This window comes from Pseudomonas sp. S150 (assembly GCF_004526365.1).
GTDB classification, from domain to species: Bacteria; Pseudomonadota; Gammaproteobacteria; order Pseudomonadales; family Pseudomonadaceae; genus Aquipseudomonas; species Aquipseudomonas putida_A.
In genome coordinates this window covers 4,982,714-5,006,129 of sequence record NZ_CP038207.1, presented here as the reverse complement: position 1 = coordinate 5,006,129, position 23,416 = coordinate 4,982,714, and the positions used below count along the sequence as shown (strand labels likewise).

Sequence of the window (23,416 nt, the reverse complement as noted above, 5' to 3'; positions counted from 1 at the left end):
TGGATCCGATGTGTTCCTGGTGCTGGGGGTTCGCTCCGGTTGCCAAGGCATTGGTCGAGCAGGCGCAGGCAGCCGGGGTGGAGTTGCACCTGGTGGTCGGCGGGTTGCGCACCGGTAGCGGTGCGGCGCTGGAACCGACTACACGGCGCTACATCCTCGAGCACTGGCAAGCGGTCAACGAGGCTACCGGTCAGCCGTTCAAGTTCGAGGGTGCGTTGCCCGACGGTTTTGTCTACGACACCGAGCCGGCCTGTCGGGCAATCGTCACCGCGCGCAGCCTGGCGCCGGATTGCGCGTGGAAGCTGGTCGGCCTGATCCAGCAGGCGTTTTATGCTGAAGGCCGCGATGTCACTCAGGCCAGTGTGTTGGTGGAGCTGGCTGAAAAGGCTGGCGTGCCGCGCATCGAATTTGCTGCCTTGTTCGATCATGCCGACCAACACAAAGCGACTCAGGCTGATTTCAGCTGGGTGCAGGATCTGGGCATCGCCGGGTTCCCGACCCTGCTCGCCGAGCGCAACGGCCAACTGGCGCTGTTGACCAACGGCTATCAACCGCTCAGCGAACTCTCGCCGCTGCTTGGTCGCTGGCTGGAGCGCGCCGCCTGTGCCTGACCTGGCCGATGACACGCCAGCCGTAAAGCGTGTCGACCGGCTGAGCTGGGCAGAAGTCCGGCGCCTGGCACTGCATCACAAAAAATCCCTGTGGATCGCCAACGGCGTGGCCGTGCTGGCGACGCTGTGCAGTGTGCCGATTCCGTTGCTGTTGCCTTTGCTGGTGGACGAAGTCCTGCTCGGGCATGGCGATGCCGCGCTGAAAGTCATGAACCACGTGCTGCCGTCGATGTGGCAACAAGCGGCGGGTTACATCGGCCTGATGCTGGTGGTCACCCTGACTCTGCGTTGCAGCGCCCTGTGTTTTGGCGTGTTGCAGGCGCGGCTGTTTGCGCGGCTGGCGAAAGACATCGTCTACCGCATTCGCGTGCGGCTGATCGAGCGCCTGAAAAGGATTTCCCTCGGCGAATACGAAAGCCTCGGCAGCGGCACCGTGACCACCCATCTGGTCACCGATCTGGACACCCTCGACAAGTTCGTCGGCGAAACCCTCAGCCGGTTTCTGGTGGCGATGCTGACCCTGGTCGGCACCGCGAGCATCCTGATGTGGATGCACTGGAAACTGGCGCTGCTGATCCTGCTGTTCAATCCGCTGGTGATCTACGCCACGGTGCAGTTGGGCAAGCGGGTCAAGCACCTGAAGAAACTGGAGAACGACAGCACCTCACGTTTCACTCAAGCCTTGAGCGAAACCCTCGATGCGATCCAGGAAGTGCGCGCCGGCAACCGTCAGGGTTTCTTCCTCGGGCGACTCGGCTTGCGCGCGCAGGAAGTGCGTAACTATGCGGTCAACTCGCAGTGGAAGACCGATGCGTCGAACCGCGCCAGTGGTCTGCTGTTCCAGTTCGGCATCGATATCTTCCGCGCGGCGGCGATGCTCACGGTGCTGTTCTCCGACCTGTCGATCGGCCAGATGCTCGCGGTGTTCAGCTACCTGTGGTTCATGATCGGCCCGGTCGAACAACTGCTCAATCTGCAATACGCCTACTACGCGGCGGGTGGCGCACTGGCGCGGATCAACGAACTGCTGGCGCGGGCTGACGAGCCGCAATACCCGGGCGGCGTCGATCCGTTCAAGGGGCGGGAAACCGTGGGTATCGAGGTGCAGGGACTGAGCTTCGGTTACGGCGATGAATTGGTGGTGGATCAGATGAACCTGTCCATCGCCCCCGGTGAAAAAGTCGCGATTGTCGGCGCCAGCGGCGGCGGCAAAAGCACTTTGGTGCAACTGTTGTTAGGGCTGTACACGCCGTTGTCCGGGACTATCCGTTTCGGCGGTTCGACCCAACAGGAAATCGGTCTGGAGCTGATTCGTGAAAACGTCGCGGTGGTGCTGCAGCATCCGGCGCTGTTCAACGACACCGTCCGCGCCAATCTGACCATGGGCCGCACCCGCAGTGACGAAGCCTGCTGGCAGGCACTGGAAATCGCCCAGTTGGAGACGACCATCCGGGCGTTGCCGGACGGACTCGACAGCATCGTCGGACGTTCCGGCGTGCGCCTGTCCGGTGGTCAGCGTCAGCGTCTGGCAATTGCGCGGATGATCCTCGCCGAGCCGAAAGTGGTGATTCTTGACGAAGCCACTTCAGCCCTCGACGCTGCCACCGAATACAACCTGCATCAGGCCATGGCGCGCTTCCTCAATGGCCGCACCACGCTGATCATTGCCCATCGCCTGTCGGCGGTGAAGCAGGCGGATCGGGTGCTGGTGTTCGATGGCGGGCAAGTGGCCGAGGATGGCGACCACCAGCAACTGATCGCCGATGGCGGCCTCTACGCCAAGCTCTACGGCCACCTGCAGCGCCTGTAATCAGCCCCACAGCACCTGCAACGCCGCCTCGCCGCCGTCATGGCCGAACTGCTTCATCACCACCGAACAGGATTCGCACGGGCGCATGGTTGTTGCGATGTCGACCGCGCGGATCTCTGTCGGGTCGGGATATTTCTCGCGCAGCACGCTGATCAGTTTGCTTTCGCTGTCCAGCGAGGTCGGCCGGCTGGTTTGCGTCGGCTGATAGGTTTTCAGCTCCTTGATGGTCAGCGGCACGGCCAGCAGTTGCCCTTGCTCGGTGACCTCCAGCGAGGTGCGCGGGAAGCTTGGGTTGTAGTCGATGTTGACGTAAGTGGTGTCGCCGATCCGCACGTGATTGGCACCCATGTGGCGAAACAGCGGCAGGCGCTGGGTGCTCCCTTGCGCGCCGGACACGCTGACGTAGATCTCCCGTTTGCCGCTGGTCGTGGTGACTTCGGCATAGGCGATGTTACGTGCGTTGACCGGCCGCTCACGCACGGGCAACAGGTTGTGCAGTTTCTGCATGGCACTGTCGATGCGCAGGGCCGCGTTAGTGTTGGACGGGTTGATTGTTGGTGACAGAAACAACGTGTCGAAAATCTCTGCGGTTTTCTGCCGAAAGGCTTCCGGCGCTTCCTTGCTGCGCGCCCAAGTGACGGCGCCTTCGGGCAGGCGGGTGACGATCATCCGTGTCGAGTGATCGAACATCAGTGCTTCGCCCGGGCTGGTGTCGACCTTCAGCCATTTCATATTGTTTGCAGGCATGGCCGTGGTGCCGATGGGGATCGCGATCTGTTCCATGGTCTGCATCGCGCGCTGCACCGATTCCAGACCATGGATGCGCACCATGTTGTTGGCATGCAGCGAGCCGGTGTAGACGGTCAGCAGTTCAGCGCCGAGGGTGCCGTCGGCCAGTTCGGCGGGTGCCAGGCGCTTGAACGTCAGCTGCTTGCCGGGGATTTCGCCTTTGGCGAAGGTTGCCAGGTAGTACTCGTGGTGGTTGACCCGGAAAAACACATGGGTGGCCGAGTCGTCGATGGCCGGCATCAGCACGGCGCCGACCTGATGTGAATCGTCAATGCCGTCGTAGGTGCCGCCGGTTTTTATCCGCGCATAAATGCCTTTGCGAAACTGCAGCGTGGCTTGAATCTGTTGCCTCGGCACCAGTTTGCCTTGAATGAAACCCAGGCGACGCAGGTCGCCGTTGAACAGCCTCGGGCGGTTATCGATGATCTGATAAAGCCTGGCTTCGACCGCCAGGAACGTTCCGTCACGCCGGGGCAGGGTGGCCGGCTCCGAAACCCGCTCGCCGAACCACGGTGCGTAACCCTTTTCCTTGTCGATGGTGCCGACGGCGGGCGTCGGGGCGGGTTCTGCGGTGATGTAGCTGACGCGGCAGTCGCCCGCGCCCGGTGCGCGACGGATCCGGCACGGCAGCAGCGTCCAGTGCTGACTGTCATCGAGCAGCTCGACCCGGCGCAGTTCATCGCCGTCGAGTCGATAGGGCACATCATCGATCAAGACCGTGGTGCGTCCGCCAGCCTCGGGGACAAGCTCGACGCGGGTGTTCGGCGCTACTTCGATATCGATCTGATCGTCGGTTTTTTTCACGGTGCGGTAGTGCGAACGCCCCAGCGAAAAATCATGCTCGTGTGCGAGCAACTGCGGCCCATAAGGGCGGTCGGACAGCGGATCGAGCAAGTGATGCCGCGAGCCGCCGACGTTGCGCACCGGCACATCGTCAATGCCTCTGACCACGGCCAGATGATCGGCAGGGTTCAGCGCTTTCCAGCGCCCGGCATCCAGTGCCTGGGGCAGACTGTGCAGCAGGTCATAGTCAGCGCTTCTGCCGGCCAGCCTTTTCAGACGTGCAACCGCGCGGTGTTCCAGATGCGCCACGGCCCGCACTGCGCCGATCGCACCTCGGCCGCCGAGCTTGAGCAAAGCAGGCGCAGCGTCCAGCGGATTGAGGTTTCTCAAGCTCGAAACCAGCAGGTTTTTTGACAATTGCGCCATGCGTGGCAGGGCGACGCGAATCGCCATTTTCCCGGCCACGGCCGCGAGGCGAATGCTGCCGGCGACGAACTTGCCCAAGGGAATCGCGAACGAGACGATATCGAGGAGCAGGCCGAGTACGCCCATTGCGCGTTTGCCCGGACTGTCCGACTGCAGGTCTTCGAGACTGCCCCAGAACGGGATAAAGCCCTTGAGGGCATGAGTCCAGTGCTGTTTGCGGCTGTCGCGCTCGAAACGGGTATCACCCCAGGCCTCACTGCGCAGCGCCTGCTCATCGGCATAGAACAACCGGGTCGCGATGAACGAGGCGATGTGCGCCGTGCGCGGTGAGCTGAAGGTCAGGTTCGGCGAACTGTCGTGATGGGCCGCCGGGATCATCGAAACCGGGAGGGAGTCGCCCAGCGGTTCGAGGATCGCGACGCATTTGGCGTCGGGGGCGGGTGTCGAACCGTTCCAGTGGGCTTTTCGATCGAACGGCAGGCGGCGGGCGACGATGCGGCTGATGCTCTGGCCCTTGGTCCGTCCACGTTTGGGCGGCAGGGGTGGCAATAACAGACCGCCAACATGTGTGCCATCCAGATCCGGGCGTTTACGAATGATGCCGGCACGAGGCAGGCATTCGTAGAATTGAGGCGGGCCCTGATACGTCGCCTGCAACACGAAGCCCATGCGGGCCCGGTGCGGCAGGATGTTTTCCGCTGTCTCCAGGTGAGCTTCGATATGCCGTGTCGGATCCCTGAGACTGTGAATCCGCACTTCGCCGTGCTCCAGTGCCCGGCGGTCGGGCCACGGCAGTGTGACCAACAGCGACTTGATCAGGTATTCATAGGCTTCGCGGGCCTCGCTCAGATAGTCATCGAACTGCTGCTCGAACAAGGGCCTGATCTCGGGCAAGGTGCAGTTGCTCGGAAACCGTGAAAGGCGTCGGCCTGGATGTCCGGTATCGACAAAACCGCTTTGCAGTTTGCCTGCTGCGTTGAGGCTGATCCATTCGCTGACACTGCGGCCATCGTTGCTGACGTACCAGCGCGTGTCGGGGCTCAACCCGCCAGCGGCATAGACCTCCAGCAACGGCCAGGTCGGCAATGCCACATCCGGGGTGTCGATAATGCTGCGTCGGCTACGGTTGGGCGTTGAAGGATGGTGGCGTTTGAGGCGAATCGTCGTGTGATCGTACAGCTCGTTGGCCAGCGCCTTGTCCAGTTGCTGTTTTGCCAATGCGAGTCGCCGTGGCGGCTCGATGTCCAGTTGCAGGATCGCTGCGTTCATTTGCTTCTTGTGGTCTTCCAGCGCTTGCAGGGCAGTGTCATCGCCGAATGTCTCGTTCGCTGCGGCCTGGGCTCCGGTGGCCAGTGTCCAGGTCTGCGCGGCAGCCACTCGGGTCATGGCGATCAGGGTTTGCAGGTCGGTGCTGGCGTTTTCACTTTTGTGCAGCGGCAGATCGACCAGTTGCTGAAAGCTCAGATGTTCCAGCAACTGTGGATCGAGGGCATGGGCGAGGTGCACGCCATGCACGAAATTGACCCAGACCACCGAGCTGGCGTACGGCAGGTCGTCAGGAATGTCGCGTACTTGGAAATCCAGTCCGAACTGCGTCAGGCATACCCATCCCAGCAGATGTTTTTCGGTCGGGGTCGAGGTTCGGTGAGAATCCTCCAGGTGCTGTAAAAAATCCCGGCGAATGCTGGCGTAGCTGGCGCCGTGGTGAGCGCGCTGTTCCAGCGCAAAACCGGCCACTTCGGTCGAGCTTCTGTCGCCGGGCAGTTCGTACCACAGACACAACGCTTCCAACAATAAACGCAGGCCGATATCGGGGACGGTCGGCTCATCGGGCCGCGCGCCATACCATTGCAGTTTCTGCAGCAGGCGCTGGCCCAGGTCACGCGCCTTGGGGGTGTCGAGCAGGCGTTCCAGGCAGGCGGCGGGCTGTTGTTCCAGTTGCTGACGGGTGAAAGGAGGCGTTACTTCGCCGGCCAGGCTGTCGATGACTGACAGGGCTTTGCCGGTCAGCCAGTCGCCAATCAGGTCGTGAATCGCGGCTTTGTCATCGTCGCTCATCAGTCCCGTCAGCGCCGGCTGGTGTCGCAGATTAAGTCGGTGGCAGGCGCGTTGTTCTTCGACCTTGCGGATCAACCGGGCCAGTGCGGTGGCGTCCTGTGCATCCGTAAATGTGAACCCGGACTCACGCAGCAGTTGTGACAACGGCAGCAGCCTGTCGGAACGCAGGTGTGCGCCTATACTCAGCAACGCTCGCTGAAATTCTTGAATTGTGCTGGAGGCCCGGGTGACATCCTCGATGGTGAAGCGGGCGCAGCTGCCATCGGGACGATTGAAGGAAAAGCTGCAGTGACCGGCTGCGGCGTCGACTTGCAGCAATGATCCTCTGGACGTTTGCAGGTAGGCCGCCAATTGTGGCTCGCCGCTGTCATCGAACAGTGCCTGCAGAAGGTTTTGCGCCTGGTCGTGGGCTGCACCCAGGCGTGAATGTGTCTGGGGTGTGAGGTAGTAGGTCTGCAGTGAGGTCGATGCGTCGAGCACGGCGCGCAGCGCAGAGATCATTGCGCGGTATTCGCTCTGTTGGGCAGTATGGCGTTGCAGCGTGGCGGAAGGTGACTGCATGGAAAACGGCTCTGGAATGATTGAAAGCCGTCAGTGTCGAAGCATGGCGAACAGCGGGTGCGGTACATACGTATCGCCGGTTGAAAATGTCCTGGTTTGCTGGAAGGGGTCGCTCCCTTGTCTGGCTCTGGCGATCTCCCCTTGAAGATGACAGTGCGTGCGCAAAGGACCTCATGAAGCATAAAAGGACTCTCGGAACGCCACGGTTGTTGGGCATCGTCTGGCCATTTATCGCCGTCGTGTTATTTCAGGCGTTATTGGGGGGCGTGAGTCTTTACGTCCTGTCGGCCGTTCGCGGCTATGTTGCCGGCGAGAGTCTCTGGTCCAAGGGCCAGAAAGACGCCATCTATTACCTGAACCTGTATGCCGACAGCCGCGACGAGGCGATCTTCCTCAAATACAAGGAAGCGATTGCCGTGCCTCAGGGCGGTCACCAGTTGCGTCTGGCGCTGGATCGTCAGCCGCCGGATCTGCAGGCGGCACGGGAGGGGATTCTCAAGGGCGGCAACCATCCCGACGACGTCTCGAGCCTGATCTGGCTGTACCTCAATTTCCGCCATTTCAGTTATCTGGAAACCGCGATCGACCGCTGGACCATCGGCGACGCCTATCTGGTGCAACTGGACAATGTCGCGCGCGAGATGCATCAGGGCATCAGCGAAAACAACGCGACGCCAGCTGATATCCAGCACTGGAAAGCGCAGATCTTTGCCATCAACGACGGTGTGACGCCGGCGGCCAAGGCGTTCAGCGATGCCTTGGGCGAAGGCTCGCGGATGATCCTGCGCCTGCTGTTGTTCACCAACCTGGCCACAGCGCTGGGGTTGATCGTGCTGGCATTGTTGCGCACCCACAAACTGCTCAAGCAGCGGCATGCCTTCGCCCAGGCGCTGCAACTGGAGAAGGATCGGGCACACATCACCCTGCAATCGATTGGCGACGGGGTGATCACCACCGACGTCAACGGCGCGATCGATTACATGAACCCGGCGGCGGAGGCGATGACGCACTGGAAGTCCGAGCACGCGGCGGGGTTGCCATTGGCAGCGCTGTTCAATCTGCTCGATGACAATGCGCAGACCGAAGGGCTGACGCTGATCGAGCACATTCTCAGCGGGCAACTGATCGGTGGCAGCGAGCACTCCAAACTGATTCAGCGCCTGGATGGCAGTACGGTCTCGGTGACGCTGGTGGGCGCGCCGATCCGCAACGCCGAGAAGGTTATCGGTACGGTGCTGGTGCTGCATGACATGACTCAGGAACGGCAATACATCGCCAACCTGTCGTGGCAGGCGACCCACGATGCCCTGACCGGTCTGGCCAACCGCCGCGAGTTCGAATATCGCCTGGAACAGGCCCTGCACAACCTGACGCGCCAGCCCGGTCGGCATGCGCTGATGTTTCTCGATCTGGACCAGTTCAAACTGGTCAACGACACCTGCGGTCACGCCGCCGGCGATGAGTTGCTGCGGCACATTTGCACGCTGTTGCAATCGGGCTTGCGCGAGAGCGACACCCTCGCGCGGCTGGGCGGCGACGAGTTCGGCATTCTGCTGGAGAACTGCGCCCCGGATGCCGCCGAGAAAATCGCCGAGAGCCTGCGCCAGACCGTGCAGAACCTGCACTTCGTGTGGAAGGGACGGCCGTTTTTGACCACTGTGAGCATTGGCCTGGTGCACATCGCCCAGACCCCGACCACCCTCGAAGCGTCATTGCGCGCCGCCGACATGGCTTGCTACATGGCCAAGGAAAAGGGCCGCAACCGGGTGCAGGTCTATCATGCCGACGACTCCGAACTGTCGCTGCGCTTCGGCGAAATGGCCTGGGTGCAGCGCCTGCACATGGCGCTGGAGGAAAACCGCTTCTGCCTCTATGCCCAGGAAATTGCTCCGCTGGGCGCTACAGCCCATGGCGGGGGGCACATCGAAATACTCTTGCGTCTGCATGACGAAGCCGGACGGATGATCCTGCCGGACAGTTTCATTCCGGCGGCCGAACGTTATGGTCTGATGAGTCAACTGGATCGTTGGGTCGTCGAGAATGTTTTTAAAGTGATTGCCCAATGTATTACCGAACAACATGAAGGTCCGTTGGCAATGTGTGCGATTAATCTTTCAGGCATTACTATCGGAGATGAAGCGTTCTTGCACTTTCTGCGTGAACAGTTTGTTAATTACGCTATACCCCCTGAAATGATTTGTTTTGAAATTACTGAAACCAGCGCCATTGCCAATCTCGGCAGCGCGATTAGATTTATTAATGAACTCAAAGGCTTAGGTTGTTACTTCTCACTTGATGATTTTTGTGCCGGAATGTCTTCATTCGCTTATCTGAAACATTTGCCTGTAGACTTCCTGAAGATCGACGGGAGTTTCGTAAAGGATATGCTGGACGACCCGATTAACCGTGCAATGGTCGAGGTGATCAATCACATCGGGCATGTCATGGGTAAGCAGACAATTGCCGAGTTTGTTGAAACAACCCAGATCGAGCAGGCATTGCTTGAAATCGGGGTGGATTACGCTCAGGGTTATGTCATCGAACGCCCGCAGTTGTTTACCTGCGACAGTTTGCAAAGTCGGCCCGCCAGACCGCAGCCGCTGTTGTTCAAGGCGCCTGGCACGTTCCGTTGAAATATCTTGCCGATCCTTACAATCACAAATCAAAAGGAGCCGAACAGTGATCGACACATTCAACCGAACCGGACCACTCATGGAAGCTGCAAGTTATCCTGCCTGGGCACAACAGCTCATTGCAGATTGCAGCGAGAGCAAGCGCCGGGTTGTCGAACATGAACTGTACCTGCGCATGCGCGATAACAAGCTCAGCGCCAAAACCATGCGCCAGTACTTGATCGGGGGCTGGCCAGTAGTTGAACAGTTTGCGTTGTATATGGCGCAGAACCTGACCAAAACCAAGTTTGCCCGCCATCCTGGGGAGGACATGGCGCGCCGCTGGCTGATGCGCAACATCCGCGTCGAACTCAATCATGCCGACTACTGGCTGAACTGGAGTCGCGCGCATGGCGTCAGCCTGGAGGATCTGCAGGCCCAGCAAGTACCGCCGGAACTGCATGCGCTGAGTCACTGGTGCTGGCATACGAGTTCGGCGGATTCGCTGATCGTCGCCATCGCTGCGACCAACTACGCCATCGAGGGCGCGACCGGGGAGTGGTCAGCGCTGGTCTGCTCCACTGGCGTGTATGCGGCGGCGTTCCCGGAAGAAGAGCGCAAGCGTGCAATGAAGTGGCTGAAGATGCATGCCCAGTACGACGACGCTCACCCATGGGAAGCGCTGGAAATCATCTGCACGCTGGCGGGCATGAACCCGAGTAAGGCTCTGCAGACCGAACTGCGTCAGGCGGTGTGCAAGAGCTACGACTACATGTACCTGTTTCTGGAGCGTTGCATGCAACTGGAGACCGCCGATCGGGCGTTGCACGGGCGTGAACGCCGGGCACTTGTAGAGAGCTGATTTTCGGCAAAACGCCAAAGCAAATGTGGGAGCGGGCTTGCTCGCGAAAGCGGTGTGTCAGTCAGCAATTGTTTGACTGGCACACCGCTTTCGCGAGCAAGCCCGCTCCCACAGTGGTTTTTGGGTGTCTGGAAGGACTCAGCCCGCCATCGCCAGCCGATTACGCCCTTCGCGCTTGGCCACGTACAGCGCACTGTCGGCCCGGCGCAGCAGGCTGTCAGCTGACTCTCCCGGCAACAGAGTCGAGCAGCCAAGGCTCACGGTCAGGTCGATCAGTTTACCGTCCGCGAAATATTCTGCAGTCTGCGCGGCGTGACGCAGACGCTCGCCGACCATCGCTGCCGCTTCCCGGCCGGTGTTGGACAACAAGATCAGAAACTCTTCCCCGCCATAGCGAAACACCATGTCAACGTTACGCAGTTGGCCCTTGATCGACGCTGCCACCGCTTTGAGCACGTCATCCCCGGCACTGTGGCCGTGACTGTCGTTGACCCGCTTGAAGTGGTCGATGTCGAGCATCAGCACCGACAGCGGTTGCAGGTGCCGGCGGGACATGTCGATCTCGCGTTGCAGGGTCTGCTCCATGGCGATCCGGTTGCCGGTTCCGGTCAACGGGTCGCGCAGCGCACTTTGTGTTGCCGCGCGGTAGAGCAGGGCATTGCGCATCGGGAACAGCAGCGACGACAGCAGCGATTCGAGGTTGCCCTGATCCTGCTCGCTGAAGCGCTGGTTGCGGCGGAAGACCAGTTCACCCAGGTGCTCGCCTTCGTGGCTGAGGCTGTAGCTGACCGAATGGTGACCGCGGGCACCGAACTCCAGGCGCAAGTCGCTGCCCGAATGCACGTAGCTCAAGGCATCCAGCGGCACAAGACGCTGAACTTCGCGGAAAAACAGACCGAGGATTCGTTGCGGCTCAAGACTGGTTTGCAGTTGCAGGCTCATTTGCTGGCGCAATTGCGCCAGGCTGGCCGGGCGTTCCAGAAGCGGAGGCAGCTGACCAAAGCCCAGGCGTTGCAATTTGGCACTGTCAAAGTCAATTGCATTGGTCTGGGAAGGTGATTTCATATGGCGTGAGCCCCTAAGCAGTAAGTCTGTCTTACAGGCTGGGTGAGAGCGGCTATGGGCTGCGCGTCATACTGATCCATCAGTCCCGTAGGACATTTGGCGTAAGTTTAGTCTGCCGGATGACGATTAGTCAGCTATCGAAATCGGCCTTGCCCCAGTGCCTTCACACGGCATGCTTTGAGGAAAATTAGAGCGAAAGTCGTGCCATTCGGTTCAGGTTTATTAAAACCTTTATGAATCAACAGGATGGCTTTTTGCTTTGAGGGCGGGTGGCGGATATTTGACTGAAGTGTGACGGTGGGAAGCGGCAATTGTGTGCCGCGACGGTAATCCGCCACGGCAACAAAAGCGACGTATGGCAGTTATTGCGCGTTGAATGCCTGGCCATTGATGCCGGCGCTGTCAGGGCCCATCAGGTACAGGTACACCGGCATGATCTCTTCCGGGGTCGGATTGTTCAGCGGGTTTTCTCCCGGATAGGCCTGTGCACGCATGCTGGTACGCGTGCCGCCCGGGTTGATGCTGTTGGAGCGCACGGGTGCCACGCCATCGACTTCATCGGCCAGGGTTTGCATCAAGCCTTCGGTAGCGAACTTCGATACTCCGTAAGCGCCCCAGTAGGCCCGGCCCTTGCGTCCGACGCTGCTGGAGGTGAACACCACCGAGGCATCCTGCGACAGCTTGAGCAGCGGCAGCAGGGTGCTGGTCAGCATGAACATGGCGTTGACGTTGACTTGCATGACACGCATGAAGTTTTCGCCCGACAGCTGCTCGATCGGCGTGCGCGGGCCGATGATCGAGGCGTTGTGCAGCAGGCCGTCGAGGTGGCCGAACTCGGTTTCGATCATTGCCGCCAGCTCATCGTATTGATGGGGCAGGGCGGTCTCGAGGTTGAACGGGATCACTGCCGGTTGTGGATGCCCCGCCGCTTCAATCTCGTCGTAGACCTGAGTCAGATTGGCTTCGGTCTTGCCCAGCAGCAGCACGGTGGCGCCGTGAGCGGCGTAAGTTTTCGCGGCAGCCGCACCGATGCCACGACCGGCACCGGTGACCAGAATGACCCGATCCTTGAGCAATTCGGGACGGGCGGTGTAATCGAACATAAGAACCTCACAATCCATTCATGAAGACCTGCTTCCTTGTGGTGAGGGGATTTATCCCCGACCGGCTGCGAAGCAGTCGTAAACCTGCATATCGAATCGACCTGAAAGATTGCGGGGGCTGCTTCGCAACCCATCGGGGATAAATCCCCTCGCCACAAAGGCCGTTTTCAGCAGCTGCACAGCGCGCTGTCGAGCACCTTGCGCAATTCCAGCGGATGATCCACCACCACGTCCGCGCCCCAGTGCCGCGGGTTGTCGTCCGGGTGGATATAGCCGTAGGTCACGGCGCAGGTCTTGGTGCCGGCATCGCGGCCCGACTCGATATCGCGCAGATCATCGCCCACAAACAAAACCGTCGACGGATCCAGATCAAGCATCTTGCACGCGAGGATCAGCGGCTCCGGATCCGGCTTGCTGTTTTTCACGTGATCCGGGCAGATCAGCAGCGCCGAGCGCTCGGCCAACCCCAGCTGTTGCATGATCGGCTCGGCGAACCGCACCGGTTTGTTGGTGACCACGCCCCAGATCAGGTTGGCCCGCTCGATGTCGGCCAGCAGCTCGCCCATGCCGTCGAACAGCTTGCTGTGTACCGCGCACCCGGCCAGATAACGCTCGAGGAATTCCTGACGCAGTTCCTCGAAGCCCGGCGATTCCGGGTCCATCGAGAACGTCACCGCGACCATGGCTTTGGCGCCGCCGGAGATTTCGTCGCGGATGTGCTTGTCGTTCATCGGCGGCAAGCCGCGATCCGCGCGCATCGCCTGACAGATGGCGATGAAATCCGGCGCGGTGTCGAGCAGGGTGCCGTCCATATCGAAAAGGACTGCTCTGATGGCCATCGGCTTACTCCTCGCGCAGGGTCTGGATCATGTAGTTGACGTCAACGTCGCTGGCCAGCTTGTAGTGCTTGGTCAGCGGGTTGTAGGTCAGGCCGATGATGTCCTTGACGGTCAGGCCGGCGATGCGGCTCCAGGCGCCCAGCTCGGACGGGCGGATGAATTTCTTGAAGTCGTGGGTGCCGCGCGGCAGCAGCTTCATGATGTATTCGGCGCCGATGATGGCGAACAGGTACGCCTTCGGGTTGCGGTTGATGGTCGAAAAGAACACCTGGCCGCCGGGCTTGACCATGCGGTAGCAGGCGCGGATCACCGACGACGGGTCTGGTACGTGCTCCAGCATTTCCAGGCAGGTCACGACGTCGAACTGCTCGGGCATCTCTTCAGCCAGGGCTTCGGCGGTGATCTGCCGGTATTCGACGCTGACGCCTGACTCCAGCTGATGCAGTTGCGCAACCGCCAGTGGCGCTTCGCCCATGTCGATGCCCATGACAGTGGCGCCGCGCTGGGCCATGGCTTCGCTGAGGATGCCGCCGCCGCAACCGACGTCGAGAACTTTCTTGCCGGCCAGATTGACCCGCTCGTCAATCCAGTTGACGCGTAGCGGGTTGATGTCGTGCAGCGGTTTGAACTCGCTTTCACGGTCCCACCAGCGATGGGCCAGGGCTTCGAATTTGGCGATTTCGGCGTGGTCGACGTTGCTCATGATCTATTCCTCGAAAAACTTGAAAAGGGCTGTAGCCGCGGAGTCTGCTCCGGGGTGTTTACGATTCGGTGTGGCCGCTGATGCGCTGGCCCCAGGCCCGGGCGGTGGCGCCCAGCTGTTGTTCGTCCAGACGGGTCAGGCGCCGGTCGTCGAGTAACTGTTTGCCGGCGACCCACAGGTGTTTCACGCAGTCGCGGCCGGTGGCATAAATAAGCTGCGACACCGGGTCATAGACCGGCTGCTGGGCCAGGCCGGACAGGTCGAAAGCGACAATGTCCGCAGCCTTGCCGATCTCCAGCGAACCGACCTGGGCCTCTATGCCCAAGGCCCGTGCGCCGTTGAGCGTGGCCATGCGCAGCGCACGATGGGCGTCCAGCGCGGTGGCCGAGCCGGCGACGGCTTTGGCCAGCAGCGCGGCGGTGCGGGTTTCGCCGAGCAGGTCGAGGTCGTTGTTGCTCGCCGCGCCATCGGTGCCGACGGCGACGTTCACGCCAGCCTGCCACAGGCGCTCCACCGGGCAGAACCCGCTGGCCAGCTTCAGATTCGATTCCGGGCAGTGGATCACGCTGGTGTTGCTTTCTACCAGCAATGCCAGATCGTCATCGCTGATCTGGGTCATGTGCACCGCCTGGAAGCGTGGGCCGAGCAGGCCGAGGCGACCGAGGCGGGCCAGCGGCCGCTCGCCGCGATGCTCCAGCGATTGCTGGACTTCGAAGGCGGTCTCGTGGACGTGCATATGGATCGACGCGTCCAGCTCTTCGGCGATCACGCGGATTTTTTCCAGGTTCTCGTCGCCCACGGTGTAGGGTGCATGCGGGCCGAAGGTGATCTTGATCCGTTCGTGATGCTTCAGATCGCCGAACAGCTCAACGCCCTGACGAATGGCCTCATCGGCGCTGCTGGCGCCGGGGATCGGGAAATCGAGGATCGGAATCGCGATCTGCGCGCGAATGCCGCTGTTGTGCACGCGCTCACTGGCGACCTTCGGGAAGAAATACATGTCCGAGAAACAGCTGATGCCGCCCTTGATCTGCTCGGCAATCGCCAGGTCAGTACCATCACGGACGAAATCTTCATCGACCCATTTGGCTTCGGCCGGCCAGATGTGGTTTTCCAGCCAGGTCATCAGCGGCAGATCGTCGGCCAGGCCACGGAACAGGGTCATCGCCGCGTGCCCGTGAGCGTTGATCAGGCCTGGGGCGAGCAGCACGTCCGGCAATTCGCGGACTTCAGTGGCGTTACACTTCAATGCTTCGGCGCGCGGGCCGATAAACACGATGCGACCGTCGCGAATGCCCAGGCCATGCTCCTTGAGCACAACGCCTGCGGGTTCGACGGGTACCAGCCAGGTCGGCAGCAATAATAAGTCGAGCGCAATGGCAGGTTTCGGCATCGAGGGTCGGTTCCAGTGCTTTTGTAAAGGATGGCGAAGTATACCCGAGCGTCTTCGCGGGGGGATCGCTATAATCGGCGGCTTTTGTTCATGAGTGCGGGGTGAGGGATGCGCGATCGACTGTTGGCTGCGGAGAAAGTAAAGGCCATCGATTGGCGAGATGGCGCGCTCCACCTGCTGGATCAGCGTATTTTGCCGTTCGAGGAAACGTGGATTGCCTACACCAGCGCTGCCGGTGTGGCTGAGGCGATTCGTTCGATGGTGGTGCGTGGCGCACCGGCCATCGGCATCAGCGCGGCCTATGGCATTGTGCTGGCGGCCCGCGCTCGCGTGGCTGAAGGCGGCGACTGGTACGCGGCGCTGGAAGAGGATTTCGCCCTGCTGGCGGATTCCCGCCCGACGGCGGTCAACCTGTTCTGGGCGTTGAATCGCATGCACGATCGGCTCGATCGTCTGAAGGACAATGCCGATCCGCTGGTGGCGCTGGAAGCCGAAGCCATTGCCATTCATGAAAGCGACCGCGAAGCCAACCTGACCATGGCCCAGCTCGGCGTCGATCTGATCCGCAAGCATCAGGGCAATGCCCAGGCGATCCTGACCCACTGCAATACCGGCGCCCTTGCGACCGGCGGTTTCGGTACCGCGCTGGGGGTGATTCGTGCGGCGTATCTGGAAGGCATGGTCGAGCGGGTGTATGCCGATGAAACCCGGCCATGGCTGCAGGGTTCGCGCCTGACCGCGTGGGAGCTGGCGAACGAAGGCATCCCGGTGACGCTGAATGCCGATTCGGCTGCTGCGCACATCATGAAAACCAAGGGCGTGACTTGGGTGATCGTCGGGGCTGACCGCATCACTGCCAATGGCGACGTGGCGAACAAGATCGGCACCTATCAACTGGCGGTCAACGCCATGCACCACGGCGTGCGTTTCATGGTGGTGGCGCCGAGTTCGACCATCGACATGCATCTGGCCAGTGGCGACGACATCCCGATCGAGGAGCGTGACGGCGCCGAGCTGCTGGAGGTCGGTGGCAAGCGCGTGGGGGCGGACGTCGAGGCGTTCAACCCGGTGTTTGACGTGACGCCGGCGGATCTGATCGATGCGATCGTTACCGAGAAGGGCATCGTCGAGCGACCGGATACGGCGAAGATGGCTCAATTGATGTGCCGCAAGCGCCTGCATTGATGGGCTGTGGCGTCTGAAAGGACGCCATCGCCAGCAGGCTGGCTCCTACATTGATTGGTGTCGAACGCAAACCCTGTAGGAGTGAGCCTGCTCGCGATGGGGCCATCAAAGTCAATAAACATCTCCAAATCAAGCCCCAAATCTGCATTCAAAGAAGCTCTGAGCCTCTCTCGTCCCCTTTACGCCTGTCACCGGTCAACTAACTATGCTCCATGCGCATCTGGGGGATAGGTGCGTGGCGGCTCTTGTGATAACATCCGGCGTTTTCCGAGGCAGCTTCACGGAGCTGTCTTTACTGCGCAAATCCACGGTTCGATTTGTTGATTTGTCGTAAGTCGGCGCATGGCACTCAGCCTGCCCCGACGAGCTTCGTACATCCCATATGGATATGACGAAGTTTCACCAGAAAAAGGAATCAGGCTTCTCATGGGCGAACTGGCCAAAGAAATCCTCCCGGTCAATATCGAAGACGAGCTGAAACAGTCCTACCTCGACTACGCGATGAGCGTAATCGTCGGCCGTGCACTGCCGGATGCGCGCGATGGCCTCAAGCCCGTGCACCGTCGCGTACTGTTCGCGATGAGCGAGCTGGGCAACGACTTCAACAAGCCGTACAAGAAATCTGCCCGTGTTGTCGGTGACGTGATCGGTAAGTATCACCCGCACGGTGATACCGCGGTGTACGACACCATCGTCCGCATGGCTCAGCCTTTCTCCCTGCGCTACCTGCTGGTTGACGGTCAGGGCAACTTCGGTTCGGTGGACGGCGACAACGCCGCGGCCATGCGATACACCGAAGTGCGCATGACCAAGCTGGCGCACGAGCTGCTGGCTGACCTGCATAAAGAAACCGTGGACTGGGTGCCGAACTACGACGGCACCGAAATGATCCCGGCGGTGATGCCGACGCGCATCCCGAACCTGCTGGTCAACGGTTCCAGCGGTATCGCCGTGGGCATGGCGACCAATATTCCGCCGCACAACCTCGGTGAAGTCATCGACGGTTGCCTGGCCCTCATCGACAACCCAGAGCTGACCGTCGATGAGCTGATGCAATACATCCCCGGTCCGGACTTCCCGACGGCCGCGATCATCAATGGTCGTGCCGGCATCATCGAAGCCTACCGCACCGGTCGCGGCCGCATTTACATGCGTGCCCGATCGATCATCGAAGACATCGACAAGGTCGGTGGTCGTCAGCAGATCGTCATCACCGAACTCCCGTATCAGCTGAACAAGGCGCGTCTGATCGAGAAGATCGCCGAGCTGGTCAAAGAGAAGAAGCTTGAAGGCATCACCGAGCTGCGCGACGAGTCCGACAAGGACGGTATGCGCGTCGTGATCGAGCTGCGTCGCGGCGAAGTGCCTGAGGTGATCCTCAACAACCTCTACGCCCAGACCCAGCTGCAATCGGTATTCGGCATCAACATCGTCGCGCTGATCGACGGCCGTCCGCGCATCCTGAACCTCAAGGATCTGCTGGAAGCCTTCGTCCGTCACCGTCGCGAAGTGGTCACCCGTCGTACCGTGTTCGAGCTGCGCAAGGCTCGCGAGCGTGGTCACATCCTCGAAGGTCAGGCCGTTGCCCTGTCGAACATCGACCCGGTGATCGCTCTGATCAAGGCGTCGCCGACTCCGTCGGAAGCGAAAGAAGCACTGGTCAGCACCCCTTGGGAATCCAGCGCCGTAGTCGCGATGGTTGAACGTGCCGGCGCCGATTCGTGCCGTCCGGAAAATCTCGATCCGCAATACGGTCTGCGCGAAGGCAAATACTTCCTGTCGCCAGAACAGGCGCAAGCCATTCTGGAACTGCGTCTGCACCGTCTGACCGGTCTGGAGCACGAGAAGCTGCTGGCCGAGTATCAAGAGATTCTCAACCAGATCGGCGAGCTGATCCGCATCCTCAACAGCGCCGTGCGCCTGATGGAAGTGATCCGCGAAGAGCTGGAAGTGATCCGCGCCGAATACGGCGACGTACGTCGCACCGAGATTCTCGATGCGCGTCTCGATCTGACCCTGGGTGACATGATCCCGGAAGAAGAGCGCGTCGTGACCATCTCCCACGGTGGCTACGCCAAGACTCAGCCACTGGCTGCTTACCAGGCTCAGCGCCGTGGCGGCAAAGGCAAATCGGCGACCGGCGTCAAGGATGAGGACTACATTGCTCACCTGCTGGTGGCCAACAGTCACACCACGCTGCTGCTGTTCTCCAGCAAAGGCAAGGTGTACTGGCTGAAGACTTACGAAATTCCGGAAGCGTCCCGTGCCGCCCGTGGTCGCCCGCTGGTCAACCTGCTGCCGCTGGATGACGGTGAATACATCACCACCATGCTGCCGGTCGAGGAATACACCGAAGGTCACTACATCTTCATGGCGACCGCCAACGGCACCGTGAAGAAGACCCCGCTGGAATCCTTCAGCCGTCAGCGCAGCGTCGGTCTGATCGCGCTGGAGCTGGACGAAGGCGACGTGCTGATCTCTGCGGCCATCACCGATGGCGAGCGCGAAGTGATGCTGTTCTCCGACGGCGGCAAAGTGACGCGCTTCAAAGAGTCTGACGTGCGTGCCATGGGCCGTACCGCACGTGGTGTGCGCGGCATGCGTCTGCCGGAAGGGCAGAAGCTGATTTCGATGCTGATCCCGGAAGAAGGCAGCCAGATCCTCACCGCTTCCGAGCGTGGTTATGGCAAGCGTACCGCGATCACCGAGTTCCCTGAGTACAAGCGTGGCGGCCAGGGCGTGATCGCCATGGTCAGCAACGAGCGTAACGGCCGTCTGGTCGGTGCGGTTCAGGTGCTCGATGGCGAAGAAATCATGCTGATCTCCGATCAGGGCACTCTGGTGCGCACCCGTGTCGACGAAGTGTCGAGCCTGGGCCGTAACACCCAGGGCGTGACCTTGATCAAACTTGCCAAGGACGAAACCCTGGTCGGTCTGGAGCGGGTTCAGGAGCCATCGGAAGTCGAAGGCGAAGAGCTTGAAGGTGAAGAGGGTGCCGGGTTCGAGGGGGATGTCGTGATCGACGACGTTGCCGAGGACCAGCAACTCGACGCCGCAGCTGACGAAGAGCCGCAGGAATAAGCGGACAAGCGAGGGGGCGGATGAAAATTCGCCCCCTTGTTATTTGTCCGGTATGAAATATCGGCGCCCATGACGAACCCTGTGGGAGCGAGCTTGCTCGCGAAAGCGGAGCAACAGGCGACATCGTTGTTGAATGTCAGTCCGCCTTCGCGAGCAAGCTCGCTCCCACAGGATCGGCGCCGACTGATATGTGATACCACCAAATCAGAGCGAGATTGGATGTGAGCAAGCGAGCCTATAACTTCTGTGCCGGTCCTGCGGCGCTTCCTGAAGCTGTCCTGCAACGTGCCCAGGGTGAACTCCTTGATTGGCATGGCAAGGGTCTGTCGGTCATGGAAATGAGTCATCGCAGTGATGAGTTCGTGTCTATTGCCACCCAGGCCGAGCAGGACCTGCGTGACCTGCTGAATATCCCGTCGAACTATAAAGTGCTGTTTCTGCAAGGCGGCGCCAGCCAGCAGTTTGCGCAGATTCCGCTGAACCTGCTGCCTGAAGGCGGCAGCGCCGACTATATCGACACCGGTATCTGGTCGCAGAAAGCCATCGAAGAAGCCTCGCGCTACGGCCACGTCAACGTTGCCGCCACCGCCAAGCCATACGACTATTTCGCCATTCCGGGCCAGAACGAGTGGAATCTGTCGAAAGACGCCGCTTACGTTCACTACGCGCCGAACGAAACCATCGGTGGTCTGGAATTCCAGTGGATCCCGGAAACCGGCGACGTACCGCTGGTGGCCGACATGTCGTCGGACATTCTCTCGCGTCCGGTCGATATCTCGCGGTTCGGCATGATCTACGCCGGCGCGCAGAAGAACATCGGCCCGAGCGGCATCGTCGTCAACATTATCCGCGAAGACCTGCTGGGCAAGGCGCGTTCGCTGTGCCCGACCATGCTCAACTACAAGGTCGCGGCCGATAACGGCTCGATGTACAACACCCCGCCGACCCTGGCCTGGTACCTCTCCGGCCTGGTGTTCCAGTGGCTGAAGGAGCAGGGCGGCGTTGAAGCGATTGCCAAGCTCAATGACGTCAAGCAGCGCACGCTGTACGACTTCATCGATGCCAGCGGCCTCTACAGCAACCCGATCAACAAGTCGGACCGCTCGTGGATGAACGTGCCGTTCCGTCTGGCGGACGATCGTCTGGACAAGCCGTTCCTGGCCGGTGCCGACGAGCGCGGCTTGCTCAACCTCAAGGGCCACCGCTCCGTGGGCGGCATGCGCGCCTCCATCTACAACGCCGTCGACATCAACGCCGTCAACGCGCTGGTGGCGTACATGGCTGAATTCGAGAAGGAACACGGCTGATGTCCGAGCAAGAACTCAAGGCACTGCGCGTTCGCATCGACGCTCTGGACAGCAAGGTCCTCGAGCTGATCAGCGAACGCGCCCGCTGCGCCCAGGAAGTTGCGCGAGTAAAGATGGCCTCGCTGGCCGAAGGCGAAGTGCCGGTGTTCTATCGTCCCGAGCGTGAAGCTCAGGTGCTCAAGCGGGTGATGGAGCGCAATCAGGGGCCGCTGGGCAACGAAGAGATGGCGCGGTTGTTCCGCGAAATCATGTCTTCGTGCCTGGCGCTCGAGCAGCCATTGAAAGTGGCTTACCTCGGCCCTGAAGGCACCTTCACCCAGGCGGCGGCCATGAAGCACTTCGGTCACGCGGTGATCAGCAAACCGATGGCGGCAATCGACGAAGTGTTCCGTGAAGTGGCGGCGGGTGCGGTGAATTTTGGCGTGGTGCCGGTGGAAAACTCCACCGAGGGCGCGGTCAACCACACCCTCGACAGCTTCCTCGAACACGACATGGTGATCTGCGGCGAAGTCGAACTGCGCATCCACCATCACCTGTTGGTCGGTGAAAACACCAAGACCGACAGCATCAGCCGCATCTACTCCCACGCCCAGTCGCTGGCTCAGTGCCGCAAGTGGCTGGACGCGCATTACCCGAATGTCGAGCGCGTGGCGGTGTCGAGCAACGCTGAAGCGGCGAAGCGGGTCAAGGGTGAGTGGAATTCGGCGGCGATTGCCGGTGACATGGCCGCAGGTTTGTACGGCCTGACGCGTCTGGCCGAGAAGATCGAAGACCGTCCGGACAACTCGACGCGTTTCCTGATGATCGGTAACCAGGAAGTGCCGCCGACCGGCGACGACAAGACTTCGATCATCGTCTCGATGAGCAACAAGCCTGGCGCGCTTCACGAGCTGCTGGTGCCGTTCCATGACAACGGGATCGACCTGACCCGGATCGAAACCCGTCCGTCGCGCAGCGGCAAATGGACCTACGTGTTCTTCATCGACTTCGTCGGCCACCACCGTGATCCGCTGATCAAAGGTGTGCTGGAAAAGATCAGTCAGGAAGCAGTAGCACTCAAAGTGCTGGGTTCCTACCCGAAAGCAGTTCTCTAAGGGGCGGTAGCAAATGAGTGGCAACTTCCTCGCTCTGGCACAGCCGGGCGTGCAACAACTTTCGCCGTACGTTCCGGGCAAGCCTGTGGACGAACTGGCGCGCGAGCTGGATCTGGATCCGGCGAAAATCGTCAAACTGGCAAGCAACGAAAATCCGCTGGGCGCTAGTCCGAAAGCCTTGGCGGCGATCCGCGAAGAACTGGCCGAGCTGACCCGCTATCCGGACGGCAACGGCTTCGCGCTGAAATCGCTGTTGGCCGAGCAGTGCCGCGTCGAGCTGAACCAGGTGACCCTGGGCAACGGCTCCAACGACATTCTCGAGCTGGTGGCGCGCGCCTATCTGGCGCCGGGCCTGAATGCCGTGTTCAGTGAGCACGCGTTCGCTGTCTACCCGATCGCCACCCAGGCTGTCGGTGCGCAGGCCAAAGTGGTTCCGGCCAAAGACTGGGGGCATGACCTGCCTGCGATGCTTGCGGCCATCGACGCCAATACCCGCGTGGTATTCATCGCCAATCCGAACAACCCGACCGGCACCTGGTTCGGCGCCGAAGCGCTGGACGAGTTTCTGCAGGACGTGCCGGAGCACGTGCTGGTGGTGCTGGACGAGGCGTACATCGAATACGCCGAAGGCAGTGATCTGCCGGATGGTCTGGATTTCCTCGCGGCGTATCCGAATCTGCTGGTATCGCGCACGTTCTCCAAGGCCTACGGTCTGGCGGCGCTGCGCGTCGGTTATGGCCTGTCCACTGCGGTAGTAGCGGACGTGCTGAACCGTGTGCGCCAGCCATTCAACGTCAACAGCCTGGCCCTGGCCGCGGCCTGTGCGGCGCTGAAAGACGAGGAGTATCTGGCGCAAAGCCGTCAGCTCAACGAATCCGGCATGCAGCAGTTGCAGGCGGGTTTCCGTGAGTTGGGTCTGAGCTGGATCGAGTCCAAAGGCAACTTCATCTGCGTCGATCTCGGTCAGGTGGCTGCGCCGATTTTCCAGGGGCTGCTGCGTGAAGGCGTGATCGTGCGTCCGGTGGCCAATTACGGCATGCCGAACCACCTGCGGGTGACCATCGGTCTGCCGGCGGAAAACAGCCGCTTCCTCGAAGCGCTGCGTAAGGTTCTGGCTCGTGGGTGATGTCACTG

General features: G+C 60.9%; 15 protein-coding genes. 9 read left to right on the top strand and 6 right to left on the bottom strand.

What is annotated here, in order from left to right; all coding sequences use genetic code 11:
* The first annotated feature begins 8 nt into the window (after positions 1-8).
* Both E3Z29_RS23105 and E3Z29_RS23100 read left to right on the top strand, forming a co-directional pair.
* Positions 9-611 (top strand): DsbA family protein, encoded by a 603-nt coding sequence (locus E3Z29_RS23105; RefSeq protein WP_177416213.1) that lies wholly within the window; start codon positions 9-11, stop codon positions 609-611.
* Positions 604-2,421: an ABC transporter ATP-binding protein gene (locus E3Z29_RS23100; RefSeq protein WP_097088393.1), complete on the top strand. Its 1,818-nt coding sequence runs from the start codon at positions 604-606 to the stop codon at positions 2,419-2,421. Before E3Z29_RS23105 ends, E3Z29_RS23100 begins: the two co-directional genes overlap by 8 nt.
* On the opposite strand, the gene E3Z29_RS23095 is transcribed toward E3Z29_RS23100, so the two are convergent.
* Positions 2,422-7,038: a deaminase domain-containing protein gene (locus E3Z29_RS23095; protein ID WP_134787051.1), complete on the bottom strand. Its 4,617-nt coding sequence runs from the start codon at positions 7,036-7,038 to the stop codon at positions 2,422-2,424. It lies immediately after the preceding gene.
* 173 nt (positions 7,039-7,211) lie between these two features.
* On the opposite strand from E3Z29_RS23095, the gene E3Z29_RS23090 reads away from it, so the two are divergent.
* Positions 7,212-9,671 carry an EAL domain-containing protein gene (locus E3Z29_RS23090; RefSeq protein WP_134787050.1) on the top strand — a complete coding sequence of 820 codons (2,460 nt, stop codon included), beginning with the start codon at positions 7,212-7,214 and terminating at the stop codon, positions 9,669-9,671.
* A 79-nt stretch (positions 9,672-9,750) separates the two neighbouring features.
* Positions 9,751-10,512, top strand: coding sequence for a TenA family transcriptional regulator (locus E3Z29_RS23085; protein WP_246881743.1), 762 nt, complete (start codon positions 9,751-9,753; stop codon positions 10,510-10,512).
* A gap of 138 nt (positions 10,513-10,650) precedes the next feature.
* Here the strand turns inward: E3Z29_RS23085 and E3Z29_RS23080 are convergent, their stop codons facing one another.
* The 5 genes from E3Z29_RS23080 to E3Z29_RS23060 form a co-directional block, all read right to left on the bottom strand.
* Positions 10,651-11,577, bottom strand: coding sequence for a GGDEF domain-containing protein (locus tag E3Z29_RS23080; RefSeq protein ID WP_134787048.1), 927 nt, complete (start codon positions 11,575-11,577; stop codon positions 10,651-10,653).
* Between the two features lie 362 nt (positions 11,578-11,939).
* Complete coding sequence (locus tag E3Z29_RS23075) at positions 11,940-12,680, bottom strand: YciK family oxidoreductase (protein WP_065257167.1); 741 nt, start codon at positions 12,678-12,680, stop codon at positions 11,940-11,942.
* 167 nt (positions 12,681-12,847) lie between these two features.
* The gene (gene mupP, locus E3Z29_RS23070; RefSeq protein WP_003226921.1) at positions 12,848-13,519 is read right to left on the bottom strand and encodes an N-acetylmuramic acid 6-phosphate phosphatase MupP; all 672 of its coding nucleotides are present in this window, start codon (positions 13,517-13,519) and stop codon (positions 12,848-12,850) included.
* A gap of 4 nt (positions 13,520-13,523) precedes the next feature.
* On the bottom strand, positions 13,524-14,222 hold the full coding sequence (gene ubiG, locus E3Z29_RS23065) for a bifunctional 2-polyprenyl-6-hydroxyphenol methylase/3-demethylubiquinol 3-O-methyltransferase UbiG (RefSeq protein WP_096794918.1): 699 nt from the start codon (positions 14,220-14,222) through the stop codon (positions 13,524-13,526).
* 58 nt (positions 14,223-14,280) lie between these two features.
* Positions 14,281-15,615, bottom strand: a complete 1,335-nt coding sequence (locus E3Z29_RS23060) for a TRZ/ATZ family hydrolase (RefSeq protein ID WP_134787047.1) — start codon at positions 15,613-15,615, stop codon at positions 14,281-14,283.
* Between the two features lie 108 nt (positions 15,616-15,723).
* Between E3Z29_RS23060 and mtnA the strand changes: the two genes are divergently transcribed.
* The 5 genes from mtnA (at position 15,724) to hisC (ending at position 23,408) form a co-directional block, all read left to right on the top strand.
* Entirely contained in the window at positions 15,724-16,800 is a 1,077-nt protein-coding gene (gene mtnA, locus E3Z29_RS23055) for an S-methyl-5-thioribose-1-phosphate isomerase (protein ID WP_096794920.1), read from the top strand.
* Between the two features lie 426 nt (positions 16,801-17,226).
* Positions 17,227-19,881 (top strand): DNA gyrase subunit A, encoded by a 2,655-nt coding sequence (gyrA, locus tag E3Z29_RS23045; RefSeq protein WP_098964976.1) that lies wholly within the window; start codon positions 17,227-17,229, stop codon positions 19,879-19,881.
* A gap of 221 nt (positions 19,882-20,102) precedes the next feature.
* Positions 20,103-21,188, top strand: a complete 1,086-nt coding sequence (gene serC / locus E3Z29_RS23040; RefSeq protein WP_027612419.1) for a 3-phosphoserine/phosphohydroxythreonine transaminase — start codon at positions 20,103-20,105, stop codon at positions 21,186-21,188.
* Positions 21,188-22,282 (top strand): prephenate dehydratase, encoded by a 1,095-nt coding sequence (gene pheA, locus E3Z29_RS23035; RefSeq protein WP_003226907.1) that lies wholly within the window; start codon positions 21,188-21,190, stop codon positions 22,280-22,282. The genes serC and pheA overlap by 1 nt, the downstream gene beginning before the upstream one ends.
* Before the next feature lie 13 nt (positions 22,283-22,295).
* On the top strand, positions 22,296-23,408 hold the full coding sequence (hisC, locus tag E3Z29_RS23030; RefSeq protein WP_095137263.1) for a histidinol-phosphate transaminase: 1,113 nt from the start codon (positions 22,296-22,298) through the stop codon (positions 23,406-23,408).
* Positions 23,409-23,416 lie beyond the last annotated feature (8 nt).